Origin of the sequence: Paenibacillus physcomitrellae, assembly GCF_002240225.1 — a bacterium.
In the GTDB taxonomy this organism is placed as follows: domain Bacteria; phylum Bacillota; class Bacilli; order Paenibacillales; family Paenibacillaceae; genus Fontibacillus; species Fontibacillus physcomitrellae.
The window spans coordinates 1,672,998-1,687,761 of sequence record NZ_CP022584.1 but is presented as its reverse complement, the minus strand read 5'-3'; the positions used below and the strand labels follow the sequence as shown (position 1 = coordinate 1,687,761).

The following is a 14,764-nucleotide window of genomic DNA, read 5'->3' as shown; positions in this document are numbered from 1 at the left end:
ACAAACAATGCTTATAGGGTTCAAAAAGGGGATCTCCCTTGTTCTCGCAGCTGCGCTGCTTGTCCCGCTGGGATGGCGTGCGCCGCTTACCCAAGCTGCCGAAGCTCCAGACATTCCCGTCCTTTTATACCATGTGATCAGCGACAATCCGCAAGGGGAGTACCAGTTCAGCACGGATCAGTTCGAGCAGCAAATGAAGTATCTGCATGACAACGGCTATACGACGTTAACGGCGGATCAGTATGTGGATATCGTTGCAGACGGTCAAGCTGCCCCCGACCATCCGATTTTACTTACTTTTGACGATGCCACACCTGACTTTATTTCAAATGCGCTTCCTATATTAAAAAAATATGACTTCAACTCTGTTCAATTTGTTGTCAGTGATTGGATTGGCGGCGGGTACAGCATGACGAAAGCGCAGCTGCAGGAGCTTGCCAATGAATCAAGCGTCAGCCTGGAGAACCATTCCAAAACCCACAACAACGATATTTCCCAAGGCGGAGTCTGGACGAACCAAATCACCAAAGACCAGGCACTGGATGAAGTAGAGGCCGCAAGCACCTTCCTGCAGGATATTACGGGCAAACCCTCGGTATTGTTCGCCTACCCATACGGCGCCTATAACCAGGAGGCCAAGGACGCGCTGAAGGACAGCGGCATCCAGGTTGGATTCAAGGCCGGCCCCGGTGACGAAGGCCCTTATGCAATGGGACGAATTCTCATCAAAAATGGGGATACCCTCAGCACCTTCGCCAGCGCTATCGGAGGACCGGCCCCTGCGGATTCAGAGGAACCTGCTAATCCTGAGGCCCCTGGCGGTACGGTTCTGCTTAACCAAAGCTTTGAGGACGGGCAAACAGGCGGCTGGGCCAAGTTGTCCTGGGGCTCTAACGGTGAAACTTCCGTTGTATCGGGCCTTGCCTCCGAAGGCAGCAAGTCTTTGAAATTCTCGAATCGGGCAGATGAGAAGGCGATCCCTGCTCTCGTTTTAACCGATATTTTAAAATCTGAACACCAGTATGATATTTCCTTAAAAGTAAGACTCGGTTCCGGCAGCGGACAATTTCATTTAGGGTCCAAAATAGATTCGACGCTGCTCACCAACCAGTATCCTTGGATCGTCGGCAATCAAACCGTAACGGATACTGGCTGGACAACATTTGCAGCCAAAGCCTATGAAATTCCGGCGGATACTAAAGAAGTGATCATTTGGGTGGAACCGTCGGAGAACACGTTAACATCCGATATTTACATCGATGAAGTGGTAATCACGGATGTCACGTCCGGGCAATCCGATCCGGGGGAAGTGGACCAGACAGGAATTAAGGCCGACTTCGAGACCGGTACACAGAATTTTATCCCCCGAAATAACCGTGAAACGGTAGAACTTACTACGGAGGATAACCACACGCTTGAGGGCGGACAAAGCTTGAAGGTAACCACGAAGGGCCAATATGACGGCGCATTGGTGAATGCAGCCGGCAAGATGGCCAAGAACAACCAATATGAACTGTCTGCCTGGGTGAAAATGGCGCCGGGGCAAAACCCGACCAGACTGCGGATCAGCGTGCAGTCCGGGGACAGCACGTTTACCAACGTATCAGAAAATGCTACTGTCACAGACCGTGATTGGGTCCAGCTGTCCGGCAAATATACGCTTGCCGTGACCCCGACTGTGCTCAACGCCTATATTGAAACTGCTGATAACGACAACGGAGACCGAACCTTCTTCCTGGACGATTTTCAATTAACTTATTTGGGGCCGGTCAATGCTCCGCCCCCGGTTCAGCAGGACATTCCAAGCCTGCAGGAGGTATACAAAGACGATTTCTTAATAGGCAATGCCGTGTCCTCCACCGACTTTGAAGGGCAAAGACTGGAGCTGCTCAAGAAGCATTTCAACGTCGTAACGGCAGAGAACGCCATGAAGCCGGATCAGGTTTACAATACGAACAAACAATTTGACTTCACTGCGGCAGACGCGCTGGTTAGTCAAATTACAGCTGCTGGTCTTAAGCTGCATGGCCATGTGCTGGTGTGGCACCAGCAGACACCGGAGTGGCTGAATACGGGAGAGGATGGCAAGCCGCTGACCCGGGAGCAAGCCCTGGCGAATATGCGCAGTCATATCGAGACCGTAATTGAGCATTTTGGGAATAAAGTTATCTCCTGGGATGTTGTTAATGAAGCGATGAATGATAATCCTTCCGATCCGACGAATTGGAAAGCGGCGCTTCGCAGCTCGCCTTGGAAAGCCGCGATCGGGGATGACTACGTAGAGCAGGCGTTCCTTATAGCGCGGGAAGTGCTGGACAGCCATCCGGATTGGGATATCAAGCTATATTACAACGATTACAATGAGGACAATCAGAATAAAGCTACAGCCATTGCCAGCATGGTTCAAGAGCTTAACAACAAATACGCTTCCGAACATGATGGCAAGCTGCTCATCGACGGCATTGGTATGCAAGGGCATTACAATCTCAACACGAGGTCTGAAAATGTGGAGGCGTCGCTGGAGAAATTCATCCAGCTTGGCGTAGAAGTGTGCATTTCCGAGCTTGACGTGACGGCGGGAAGCGACAGCAAGCTGACCGATAAGCAAGCGAATGCGCAAGGTTATTTATACGCCCAGCTTATGAATATTTTTAAGGAGCATGCCGATCATATCTTCCGCGTCACCTGGTGGGGATTAAATGACTCCTCAAGCTGGAGAGCTTCACAGAATCCATTGTTGTTCGACCAGAATCTGCAGGCCAAAAAGGCTTATTACGGCGTAGCCGATCCGGACAAATACATGACCGAATACACGCCGGATACGGAGGAGGCTCGTGAGGCAGCTGCCTCTTATGGCACGCCGCAAATCGATGGCATCGTAGACGACGTCTGGAATCAGGCCGCCGAAATCCCGGTTAACAGGTTCCAGTCGGCTTGGCAGGGAGCTTCCGGCGTGGCTAAAGCCCTCTGGGATGATCAAAATCTTTATGTATTGATCCAGGTTGCGGACACGCAGCTGGACAAAACCAGCGCAAACGCCTGGGAGCAGGACTCCATTGAAGTGTTCCTGGACCAGAACAATGCCAAAACAACCTCTTATCAAGAGGACGATGGGCAGTACCGGGTAAACTTTGAGAACGAGACCTCTTTTAACCCGGAAAACATCGGCAAGGATTTTCAATCGGCGGCTCAAGTGAGTGGGACGAATTACACGGTTGAAGTGAAGATCCCGCTGAAGCACGTAACACCGGCTAATGATATGAAGCTTGGTTTCGATGTACAGATCAATGACGCAAAAGACGGTGCCCGTCAAAGCGCGGCCGCATGGAATGACCTGACCGGCCAAGGTTATCAGGACACATCCGTATACGGGATTCTGTCGCTCATGGGCAAACCGGCAGGCGGTGGAAACGGCGGGGGCGATAACGGTAACGGCAATGGTGGGCATAGCGGCGGAGGAAGCACCGGCGGAAGCGGAGGAAACTCGGCTAACAACCAGCCGGTCGTTCCCGGTAATGGTGCAGTCACGACTCCACTGCAAGTGACTCTCGAAGGCGGTCTCGCCAAAGCTGCTCTCACCGCTGATCTTCTGAAACAGAAATTGGAGCAAACGGCTTCTGCTGCAGACGGCGTGAAGACAATCGTCTTCGAAATCCCGAAACAAACCGGCGCCCAATCTTACGAAATCCAATGGCCTGTTCAAGGTCTGCAGGGTCAGGATAACTACAAACTCTTGCTGAAGACGGAATTTGCAGCCGTTACGCTTCCAAGCAGCATGCTGGGAAGTGCGGCCGAGAATGCAGAACAAGCTTCCGTCCGTATGACTAAAGCTTCACCGGACAATTTAAATGAAGCTGCCCACGAGCAGATTGGAAATCGTCCGTTGATCGATCTCAGCTTTGCCTTGGATGGCCGTGTGGTGCCATGGAATAATCCGCTAACGCCAATAACGGTAAACATTCCTTACACGCCGGCCCCTGAAGAGCTTGATCATCCGGATCAGCTTGTCGTGCTGTATGTTGACGAACACGGAAAGGCAACGCCTGTTCCAAGCAGCCGATATGATGCGGCTGACCAAGGGCTCGAGTTTAAGACAACTCATTTCAGTATCTACGGGGTTGCAGCGGTTCCAAACACCTTCGGAGATTTGCAAAACGTTCCTTGGGCTCAGCAGGCAATCGGAGCCTTGTATGCTCGCGGCATTGCCGAAGGAACGTCAGCCGACCGCTTCTCGCCTTCGAGCCGCATCACGAGAGCAGATTTTATCTCGCTCCTCATGAATACGCTTGAACTGAAAGGCACAGGCAGCAGCGCAGCGGTGTTCTATGATGTTCAAAGCACAGCAGAATATTATGGGGAACTGGCCGCTGCGAAGGAATTAGGGATTGTCACGGGGAATGAGGACCAACTTTTCCTGCCTAATCAGCCAATTTCCCGTCAAGATGCGATGGTCATGGCCTCGCGTGCGCTTAAGACAGCAGGCCGAACAACCGAAGACCGCAGCTCTCTCGAGGTTTTTGCCGACCAAGCAAGCATTTCCGATTATGCGAAAGATAGCGTCTCGGCTATGGTGGGCTCCGGCCTCGTTCAAGGCAAGGGCGGCAGCAGGATCGCACCTCTGGATTCCCTTACCCGGGCTGAAGCAGCAGTGATTCTTTATCGGATTTGGAGCAAATAGGGCTAAAAATAAACAGGTGAGTCCAAGTTTAATGGGACTCACCTGTTTTTAAATCGAAGGCATTTTGCGGGATTTTCCTTTTATGTTCACTATACATATGCCCAATAACACAAGGGCAATTCCGGTAAGCGTAGTCGCTCTCAGCTCTTCGTGCAGGAAAAGCCAACCCGAAATGACTCCGATAACTGGAACGGTTAATAACGTAACGGAGGCTCTGCTTGCTTCAATTTTCGACAGGATATACGTCCATAGAACGAAGGCAAGGGCCGAAGCTAAGAGGCCGGAGAACAACAAGTATCCGACAGCCTCAAGATTCCAGTGGGAAGCGCCATGCTCGAAAAGCAGGGAATAAATAAACAAGCCTAACGTTCCGAAAGTCATTTGCCAGGTTGTGAACTGCACTTTATCGCTGTCTTGAAGTTTTTGTTTGATGATGAGGTTAGACATGGCCCAGGTAATAGCTGAGGACAAGGCCAGCAGAAGCATCCAAGGACTGCCTGAGAGATGAATGTTCATGGCAAGAATCAATCCAATAATGCCAATGGCGATGCCGGCCGTCTTGCGTGGGGTAAGCTTGTCGCCGGGAATCCAGTAATGGGCCATGATAGATAAAAATAAAGGCATGCTGTACGTTAACACCGAGGTCAACCCGGCACTGATAGAGTTCAGCGAAACCTGGATGGCTATATTAAAATAAGTCGTTTGCAAGAGGCCGCAAACCAGATACCATTTGAAATGCTTTTTCTTGGGAAAGGAAATTCTTTTATAAAATATAATCAGGAACAAGGCCCCTGAACCAATCAGGAAACGAAAAGCGGCAAATAAAACGGGCGGGAACAAACCGTTCCCAAGCTTCATAATCACGAAGTTAAATCCCCAAATCAGACATAAAAGCAAACTTAACAGCTGCATGAACTCATCCCTTCAATCCGTGGTAGCTAACCTTAATCATAGCATGATTGGAAAAATCGAGGGAAGGGAATAATCCTTCTATAACGGGAGAGGTAATTAAAGTTCTCTTGACACCGCTTCAAGTGATTTCGTATTTCGTAGTCCAATTATGAAAGAACTCTCTTTTCTAATAGCATACCTTGTTGCATTAATTTAATATAATAAATATATTAACTAAGAAAGCTAAATGGTCGCAGTCCCTGAAGGAGGGTGCGTGGAATTTTGAAAAAGCTCAGTGATCAACTCGATCCTCTACTGATTGAGCAGGGGTTAACCTCATCCCAGTTGGAGGAGATCGTGCATATCCTGGTCGAACATGTGAATCCAGCTTCTATTATCTTGTTTGGCTCTTTCGCCAAGAAGAAATCTAGACCAGATAGTGACATGGATTTGGCCTACATTCCCGATCAACAAAAGCCAGATGCCTACGAACGATTTCGAATCGCTGCTCTTATTGCAGATAAGACGGGGCGTGAAGTGGATCTGATTGATTTTGAACAGGCTAGTCCGGTGCTGCGGGCCCAAATCATAGACAGCGGTTTGCTGCTTTATGAACCTGATTCCTTGAAGAGGCAATTGCTGTTTATGCGTTCTCTCAAAGAATACGCCATGCTTAATGAGGAGCGACGGGAAATTATCAAAAGCCGGATGCGGGAGGAGCCGTTATGAACCCTGACATCGTATTGAACAAGATAGAAGTGATTCGTAGGTGCCTGTCCCGGATTGAAGAGGAATACGCGAATGACGATCGAAATCTGCAGAATTTCACAAAGCAGGATTCCATCATTCTCAATCTGCAAAGATGCTGCGAAGCCAGTATTGACCTTGCCATGCATGCTGTTTCTGAGCTTCAGGTCGGGGTTCCTCAAACGAGTCGTGATGCCTTTGATATTTTACTTAGTCAAGGAATCATTGACGAAAAGCTGGCTGGCAATATGAAAGCCATGGTAGGGTTCCGCAATATAGCGGTGCATGATTACCAAGCTGTGCAGCTAGAGATTTTAAAAGCTATACTGAATAAGCATCTTGCAGATTTTATTGCATTTACGAATGCTTTGAAGAAATTTGCAAGTAGCTAAGCTCATGTTCAGTTAAAAATAGCCGGGATTTCTAAGTAAGTAAGCAAAGTGGTCACTTGGCCATTTGGTGCGAACCTAAAGCTCCCATAAAATCTCCGGGGGATTCGCACCTCAGATTTTGTCGAAAAAAACGCTGAATCGTACCTCAGAACATTAGCTGAGAGTTGATTGATCTAGTTGAGTAATGAGATATAATGGAAATGACTCGAATTCATCTTGTTAGGAGATGGAATAGAGGTATTTTCGCTGTCGCACTCCATGTGAGTGCGTGGATTGAAATTCCAATTCCATTTCCATCATCAAGCAAGTCCCTTGTCGCACTCCATGTGAGTGCGTGGATTGAAATAAGTTCTGGAGTAAGGATCAAGAGCCGCGGTATGGTCGCACTCCATGTGAGTGCGTGGATTGAAATTTCGCAGCCTGGACGTCTCCGTTGATGATGCTCGTCGCACTCCATGTGAGTGCGTGGATTGAAATCTGCAGGCTGGTCAGATAATAAATGATGGCCTCGGTGTCGCACTCCATGTGAGTGCGTGGATTGAAATACTTGGTTTTTACTCATTTTTTCTTATATTTGTGTCGCACTCCATGTGAGTGCGTGGATTGAAATCCCTCCTTTCCAAGAATTAGTTAACAACAAGGAATGTCGCACTCCATGTGAGTGCGTGGATTGAAATATAATTACGGGTTTGAATCCGTCCAGATACGCTTACCGTCGCACTCCATGTGAGTGCGTGGATTGAAATATAGAAAGCCTGGTACTGTTCGTCCGTGTAATCGTCGCACTCCATGTGAGTGCGTGGATTGAAATAATTAATTTAAGGAGTGAGATCCATGACGCAAAACAAGTCGCACTCCATGTGAGTGCGTGGATTGAAATTTCAATGGGTTCGCCATGTACTTTCATGTATCGGTCGCACTCCATGTGAGTGCGTGGATTGAAATTTGGTAAGTGTTCATGTACGGCTCACCAAGCAGCGGTCGCACTCCATGTGAGTGCGTGGATTGAAATGCTACCGTGGGCAGTTGTACCGGTTTGATCACAGCGTCGCACTCCATGTGAGTGCGTGGATTGAAATCTCACGCATGGTTCCCGGTTGTAATGGCAACTAGAAAGGTCGCACTCCATGTGAGTGCGTGGATTGAAATATTCGTAGAGTTTTTTTACAATGCTCGTTTGGAGTCGCACTCCATGTGAGTGCGTGGATTGAAATCGAACATGTTTTCATCGGCGGCGGGACGGGTTCGGGTCGCACTCCATGTGAGTGTGTGGACTGAAATTGCTCTTCGACGGTCCAAGTCGCCACTGCTACCTTGTCTCCCTCCCCATAAGCGTGTAATTACCTATGAAGCACCAAGTTTTAACCCGCCCAGACCCCAACTGCAATTTTCAAATTTTTCTCTAGCGTTAATCCCTAAAAACTACCCTCGACCATTTCTTACAATTTGAACTTGCCTTTTCTTGCCCGTACTTCATTTGGTCCGTATTAAATCTACCAGGCAACACCAACACAAACTTCTGAAAGGAATCAAAAATGAACCATAAAGAAGAACTCACCGGCGGAAGAACCGGACAAATTCATAAAGTTGAAGAGACGGTTATTCGTCCTGCGAATGCTTGGACTCCGCACGTACATAAGTTTCTAAACTTTCTTCATGAAGAGGGGGCAGTTTTTGTGCCTAAAGCGTATGGGATAAATGATCGGCAGGAAGAGATCTTATCTTTTATGCCAGGTGAGGTTTTTCATTATCCTTTACCGGATCCAATGCTGAGCGACTCCATGCTTGTGTCTGCTGCCTGGTTATTAATGAAATTTCATCAATCCAGCGAACGATATATTTCCAAATTAACAAACCATGAGCAGTGGATGCTGCCTGCCGTTCTCCCGATCGAGGTCATGTGTCATGGAGATTTTGCGCCCTACAATGTCACTATAGTAGGCGATGAAGCGTCAGGGATCATAGATTTTGATACTTTACATCCAGGGCCGAGAATGTGGGATATTGGTTATGCTGTTTACAGATGGGTCCCGTTCCATAATCCGAAAAGCCCAGGCTCCAGTGGGAATTTGAAGGAGCAAATAAGAAAGACGAAACTGTTTCTGGATACGGTTGGAGCATCCCCTCAAGATAAGAAATCTTTTGTTGCTGTATTAATCAAACGTTTAGAAAGCTTGACTGAATATATGCGAAAAGAAGCTCGCAAAGGGAACCCAAATTTCCAACAGCATATTGAAGAGGGCCACCTGCAGCTTTATCTGGATGATATTGAATATTTAAAAATGAATGAGAACGAGATTATAGACGGCATATTGTAAAGGTATTTTCAAATTCTAAGCATCTAATAATCACGCGGCAATCCACTGTTAGGAACTCTTTCAGAAGTGGACTGCCATATTTTTTATCCTCTTAACCCGTCCAAAATCCGTTAAAATAAAGTAAAGTTCTAAGGAAGGGAAAAAGAGACTTGAATATTTCCACCAAACTGGCGCAAACGATCGTGGTCGATATGAAGGAAATCGTCAATCAGGAGATCAACTACATTGATACGGACGGCATAATCATCGCAAGCACGGATTTAAGCCGAATCGGCACGTTTCATGGCGGAGGCAAAAGAGTGGTCGACACCCGCAGGGAGGTTGTGATTCAAGAGGACGGGGAATATGCCGGCGCACGCAAAGGCCTCAATCTGCCCGTAACCTTTGAAAATTCGATCGCGGGAGTCATTGGGATCACCGGAGAATACGAGGAAATCGAAAAATACGGAAAAATTATTAAGCGGTTTACGGAATTGTTAATCAAGGATGCTTATCTCAACCAATTGAGAAGCCAGGAGAGAGAAAATCAGCGGATGATTATCGAGGAACTGCTGTTTCGCAGTCCATCCACCGACGAACAAAGCATCCTGAATAAATTAAAGGTGTTCAATATTCGTCCGCATGTGGAAAGAGTTGTTGTGGTATCGGAAATCCTGGGGGACGACAACCGGCTGATCGAGGAGAATGATAACCTGTTCAAGCTGTATTCAGACCGCTTAACCACGTACGCCGACCCTCTGCTTATGCAGAACAAAAATAAAATGATCATGGTGCTGCAGAAGCTTCCGGAAACTTCGCTTGACGCCTTACTAAGAGACCTGGCCAGGGAGCTTCAAGCCCGGTACGGGTTCCCGGTGAAATCCGGAATCGGGACGGTGGAGGACGAGCTGACCGGCCTTAAAGCCTCCTATGAAAAAGCGCAAACGGCCTTGGATTGGGCATTGTTCTCGGATGACAAGGCAGTCCAGTATTATAACCAGATGGATATTGAAATTATAGCGGAGAAAGTGTCCGCTGATATCGCCGCCGAATATATCCGGAAGGTTTTTGCGGAGTTGGAAGATAAGGACGCCCAGGAATACAGCCGGATCTTTAAGCTGTTTGAAAAATATAACGGGTCCATCACCCAAATTTCCGAGGCCCTTTATATTCACAAAAACACGCTCCAGTATAAGCTGAACCGGCTCAAAACCTTAACGGGGTACGACATGAGGCGGTACGGGGATTTTGCCGTGCTTAAGCTGGCTTTTCTGTTAAATGCAAGACGGACCGCTTGACGCTTTAAATGCATGTTGGAACCGATGAGCTAGTCCAATTGGCTGGAATTAACGTTCAAAAAAGAAACATTAAGGAAATCAGGAGTGCTCTTTTATTACGGATACCAAATCTAACCCCTAATCATTAGGGGTTATTTAGTATGGGTTCCATATTCAAATGTAACCGCTTTATCTAAAATGACTAGTAAAGGAAGCGCTTTCCGAAAGTCTTATAAAGATAGATAAAGGGTGTGGGGAATTGAAAATCGTGATTGCGGCCGACTCCTACAAGGGAAGTGCCACTACATTTGAAGTCGCAGGTTATATCGAGCAAGGCATCCGCCGGGTGCACCCGGATGCCGCCATACTGAAAATACCGCTGGCTGATGGTGGAGAAGGAACGGTAGATGCGTTAGTCTCTGCCTGCGGCGGCCGTTATATCGAGCAGGAAGTAACAGGGCCTTTAGGCAGCAAGGTGAACGCCAAATTCGGGCTGCTTCCCGGCGATACGGCTGTTGTGGAAATGGCGGCAGCCTCCGGGCTTCCCTTGATCAAGGAAGAGGAGCGGAATCCTTTTATCACGACTACCTTCGGCACCGGCCAATTGATTAAAGCCGCACTAAATGAAGGCGTCAAAAGGATTTACGTCGGAATCGGCGGCAGCGCCACCAATGACGGCGGTTTGGGGATGGCCCAAGCGCTTGGGGTTTCTTTTAAAGACAAGTCCGGCCGTGAAATCGGCTTTGGCGCCAAAGCGCTGGAACAGCTGGACACCATCGATATTTCCGGATTGGACGATAGGCTGAAGGACACGGAAGTGCTGGTGCTTTCGGATGTCACCAACCCTTTATGCGGAGACAATGGTGCTTCTTACGTTTATGGGCCGCAAAAGGGAGCTTCTCCTGGTGACCTGATCAAGCTGGACTGGCTGCTGCGGTTATTCGCCGAGAAGATCGAACTGCAATTAGGCGTCAGCATTATGGACGTCCCCGGGGCAGGAGCGGCTGGAGGTCTTGGAGCCGGATTAATGGCGTTCTGTCAAGCCGAAATAAGCTCGGGGATCGAGACAGTCTTGAAGCTGATCGAACTCGAAGAGAACCTGAAGGACGCGGATCTGGTTATTACCGGCGAAGGCCGGATGGATTTCCAATCTACGCAGGGGAAAGCGCCGGTCGGCGTAGCGAAGCTGGCCAAAAAATTCGGTCTGCCGGTCATTGCCATCGTAGGCAGCGAAGGCGAGGCGATCCAGGACGTATACGACCACGGCATTGATCTGGTCATTGATATTATTAACCGGCCTTTATCGCTTCAGGAAGCTATGGACAAGGTGGGCGAGCTGACGGTGAACGCCGGAGAGAAGGCCATCCGGGCATTCCAATTAAACAAGAAATAAGGGGAGGTTTTGAAATGGGTTTGATGTCCGTGAAAAAAACAGTTGTGAAACCACCGGTCCACAGAATCAGCAGCCGGGAAAAAGTAGGTTATGCGACAGGGGACCTGGCCTTTAACCTGATTTATCAGACGGTCAGCAGCTATCTGCTGTTTTTCTATACCGATGTGTTCGGCATCTCGTCGGCCGCTGCCGGCTTGATGTTTCTGATCGTACGGATATTTGATGCGGTGGTCGATCCGCTGATCGGCACGGTGGTAGACCGCACCAATTCCAAATATGGGCGTTTTCGGCCGTATCTGCTCTATGGCGCAATTCCTTTTGCGATCATGTCCGTCCTTTGTTTCACAACGCCTGGGTTCTCGGATACAGGGAAATTAGTTTATGCATACATTACCTACATCTTATTATCCGTCACCTATACCACGATCAACGTTCCTTATGGAGCTTTGACTTCGGTTATCACACAGGACAACAAGGAAGTCGTCAGCTTGACGTCTGTACGCGTGTTTTTCTCCAATATCGGCGGGATGATCGTTACTTATGGGGTGCCTCTGCTGGTCGGGGTTTTTGCGGCCGCAAACATGAAGACCAGCAGCAGCTGGCAATTGACTATGACGATTATGGGGGTTCTGGGATGTTTACTGCTCTTCTACTGCTTTTTCAACACCAAAGAAAGAGTTAAAGTCCCGGATCATGCTGCTGAAAAAATCAACCTGAAGGACGCCTTCGAGCAGTTTCGGGTGAACCGGCCGCTTGTTCTGATCTGCCTGTTCTTTATTATCAACTTTGGCGTCAACTCAATTATTAACTCGGTGGGCGTTTATTACATTACGTATAATGTGGACAGGCCCGATCTGGTGAAATGGTATGGTCTGCTGGGCGTTCTGCCGGCCTTGGTTTGTATGCCGCTGATGCCTTTCCTTTATAAATGGATGGGCAAGAGAACACTGCTCTTCACCACGTTGACCTTCAAAATGGTGGGCTTGCTGGCCTTGTGGGTTATCCCGCCTTCCATGGTTCCTTTGGTGCTGACTGCCCGGATCATCTCTGCAATCGGAACCGTTACGGCCGGCGGTCTATGCTGGGCTTTGGTTCCAGAAACGATCGACTATGGGGAATATAAAACAGGCAAACGGATGGGTGGTTTAATTTATGCGATCATCGGATTTTTCTATAAATTTGGGATGGCGCTTGGCGGGATCGTTCCTGGACTGATCTTGGACCGGTTCGGCTATGTGGCCAATCAGGCTCAAACGCCGACCGCGCTCCACGGCATTTTGCTGACTACGACCATCATTCCGGCGGTCTTTATCATCATAGAGCTTGTTGCCATCTATTTCTATAATCTGGATGAGAAGGAACATAAGAGAGTGGTTGCTGAGCTGGAAGCACGTCAATAAGCGGCTGACCTTTGGCAGCCTAATAAACAAAAGAAAGGAAGAGGAAGCAGATGGACAGACTTACGGTTAACAAGAACAAGATTATCGATTCGCAAGGAAACCCCGTTCAACTAAGAGGCACCTGCATTGGCGGCTGGATGAACATGGAGGATTTTATTAACGGGTTTACGGGGACGGAGCACGCTTTGCGGTATACCGTTTCCGAAATCCTCGGCGCAAGCAAGGCGGAATTTCTGTTTGAACGGCTCCAGCATTACTTTTTCGGCGAAGACGATATCCGGTTCATCAAAAGCTGGGGCGCCAACACCGTGCGAATTCCTTTAAATTACAGACATTTCGAAGACGACGAGGTTCCTTTTACTTACAAAGAATCCGGTTTTGAGCAATTGGACAAAATCGTGAACCTCTGCGAGCAGTATGGCCTGTATGTGATTTTGGACCTGCACGCGGTACAAGGCTACCAGAACACGCATTGGCATTCGGATAATGATGTAAGGCACAGCTTTTTCTGGCATGACCGAACCTATCAGGACCGTTTTGTGGCTTTGTGGGAGGAATTCGCCCGCCGTTACCGGGGCAAAACGGTAATCGCCGGCTATAACGTAATGAACGAGCCTTGCGTCAATTCGCCTCACGGCGACTATCCGCATACCTTTTTCGGGAACTACAAACCGGATTGGGACCGGATGAATGCCGTCTACCAAAGAATAGTCGGGGCGATCCGCAAAATTGATCCGGCGACGATTATTTTTCTGGAAGGGGATATGTATTCGAAGCTGTTTGAAGGTTTGGAAGCTCCTTTCGCCGATAACCTGGTGTACAGCAGCCATAATTATACGGCAGCCGGCTTTGGCCCTGGCCCTTACCCGGGAATCGTGGATGCGCGCAATGCCAACATGGACCGGGGCAAATACTGGGACGCCAAGGTGCAGGAGGAAGAATTCCTGAACCATCAAGGCACCCGTTATACCCAGCAGCATCAGGTTCCCCTTTGGGTCGGCGAGTTTGGCTCCGTTTATAACGGACCTGCGGGGGAAGTCCAGGACCGGTTGAAGGCGATGGACGATCAGATCGGCATTTTTGAGCAGTATGGGGCGCATTGGACAACCTGGACCTATAAAGACGTAGGCGTTATGGGGCTGGTCACCTTGGACCCCGAATCCGAATATATGCAGCGCATCGCCTCTATTATTAAAATGAAACATGAACTCAACACCGACGATTGGATGATCTGGCTGCCCGGCCATAAAGCGAGACAGCTCGCCGGAGAACTGGCAACGCACCTTGAGGAAGCGATCGGCGATCCGGGCATCAACCACAGCTACAATGTGGCTGGGATTTCGCAATCCATTCTGACCGTGTATGCGGGCGCCTTAATCCAGCCTGCTTACGCCAAGCTGTTCCAAGGTTTATCGGAAGAGGCGATCGACAAAACGATGCAGTCTTTTGCTTTCCGGAATTGCAGCCTCAACGAAGGACTGTTTAACATCCTGCAAAAGCATACCTCTCAGGATTCCGGCGTGAATAAGCAGTAACTAGGAGCAGCCGGCTTCATTACCGGCGGTTCAGCTCCCTGTCGAGGCCGGCCAGCCGGACACCGCCGTAATGCAGGTTAATGCTAAATCAATATTAGATTTTATAATCGCCAGGGCAGTGGTTGGCTGCCATAGAGAAGGACCCGTTCTCCGG

9 protein-coding genes and 1 CRISPR repeat array are annotated in these 14,764 nt (G+C 48.8%); of the genes, 8 read left to right on the top strand and 1 reads right to left on the bottom strand.

Annotated elements, in window-relative coordinates; genetic code table 11:
- Positions 1 to 7 precede the first annotated feature (7 nt).
- Positions 8 to 4,678: an endo-1,4-beta-xylanase gene (locus CBE73_RS07640; RefSeq protein ID WP_094093736.1), complete on the top strand. Its 4,671-nt coding sequence runs from the start codon at positions 8 to 10 to the stop codon at positions 4,676 to 4,678.
- 48 nt (positions 4,679 to 4,726) lie between these two features.
- Here the strand turns inward: CBE73_RS07640 and CBE73_RS07635 are convergent, their stop codons facing one another.
- Entirely contained in the window at positions 4,727 to 5,590 is an 864-nt protein-coding gene (locus CBE73_RS07635; RefSeq protein ID WP_094093735.1) for a DMT family transporter, read from the bottom strand.
- A gap of 261 nt (positions 5,591 to 5,851) precedes the next feature.
- Between CBE73_RS07635 and mntA the strand changes: the two genes are divergently transcribed.
- The 7 genes from mntA (at position 5,852) to CBE73_RS07600 (ending at position 14,610) form a co-directional block, all read left to right on the top strand.
- Positions 5,852 to 6,298, top strand: coding sequence for a type VII toxin-antitoxin system MntA family adenylyltransferase antitoxin (gene mntA, locus CBE73_RS07630; protein ID WP_157739442.1), 447 nt, complete (start codon positions 5,852 to 5,854; stop codon positions 6,296 to 6,298).
- Positions 6,295 to 6,708 carry a type VII toxin-antitoxin system HepT family RNase toxin gene (gene hepT / locus CBE73_RS07625; RefSeq protein ID WP_094093733.1) on the top strand — a complete coding sequence of 138 codons (414 nt, stop codon included), beginning with the start codon at positions 6,295 to 6,297 and terminating at the stop codon, positions 6,706 to 6,708. The genes mntA and hepT overlap by 4 nt, the downstream gene beginning before the upstream one ends.
- A gap of 248 nt (positions 6,709 to 6,956) precedes the next feature.
- A CRISPR array of direct repeats spans positions 6,957 to 7,989; the repeat unit is 32 nt; unit sequence GTCGCACTCCATGTGAGTGCGTGGATTGAAAT.
- 254 nt (positions 7,990 to 8,243) lie between these two features.
- On the top strand, positions 8,244 to 9,026 hold the full coding sequence (locus tag CBE73_RS07620) for an aminoglycoside phosphotransferase family protein (protein ID WP_094093732.1): 783 nt from the start codon (positions 8,244 to 8,246) through the stop codon (positions 9,024 to 9,026).
- Between the two features lie 149 nt (positions 9,027 to 9,175).
- Positions 9,176 to 10,303, top strand: a complete 1,128-nt coding sequence (locus CBE73_RS07615; RefSeq protein ID WP_068696731.1) for a CdaR family transcriptional regulator — start codon at positions 9,176 to 9,178, stop codon at positions 10,301 to 10,303.
- A gap of 238 nt (positions 10,304 to 10,541) precedes the next feature.
- Entirely contained in the window at positions 10,542 to 11,675 is a 1,134-nt protein-coding gene (locus tag CBE73_RS07610) for a glycerate kinase (protein ID WP_094093731.1), read from the top strand.
- A 23-nt stretch (positions 11,676 to 11,698) separates the two neighbouring features.
- Entirely contained in the window at positions 11,699 to 13,075 is a 1,377-nt protein-coding gene (locus CBE73_RS07605; protein ID WP_094096190.1) for a glycoside-pentoside-hexuronide (GPH):cation symporter, read from the top strand.
- Between the two features lie 50 nt (positions 13,076 to 13,125).
- The gene (locus CBE73_RS07600) at positions 13,126 to 14,610 is read left to right on the top strand and encodes a glycoside hydrolase family 5 protein (protein ID WP_094093730.1); all 1,485 of its coding nucleotides are present in this window, start codon (positions 13,126 to 13,128) and stop codon (positions 14,608 to 14,610) included.
- Positions 14,611 to 14,764 lie beyond the last annotated feature (154 nt).

Excerpts from the sequence above, each read along its gene's own strand:
- CBE73_RS07620 (WP_094093732.1), top strand. The coding sequence starts at position 8,244 with ATGAACCATAAAGAAGAACTCACCGGCGGAAGAACCGGACAAATTCAT.
- CBE73_RS07605 (WP_094096190.1), top strand. The coding sequence starts at position 11,699 with ATGTCCGTGAAAAAAACAGTTGTGAAACCACCGGTCCACAGAATCAGC.
- CBE73_RS07640 (WP_094093736.1), top strand. The coding sequence starts at position 8 with ATGCTTATAGGGTTCAAAAAGGGGATCTCCCTTGTTCTCGCAGCTGCG.
- CBE73_RS07600 (WP_094093730.1), top strand. The coding sequence starts at position 13,126 with ATGGACAGACTTACGGTTAACAAGAACAAGATTATCGATTCGCAAGGA.
- CBE73_RS07635 (WP_094093735.1), bottom strand. The coding sequence starts at position 5,590 with ATGCAGCTGTTAAGTTTGCTTTTATGTCTGATTTGGGGATTTAACTTC.
- hepT (WP_094093733.1), top strand. The coding sequence starts at position 6,295 with ATGAACCCTGACATCGTATTGAACAAGATAGAAGTGATTCGTAGGTGC.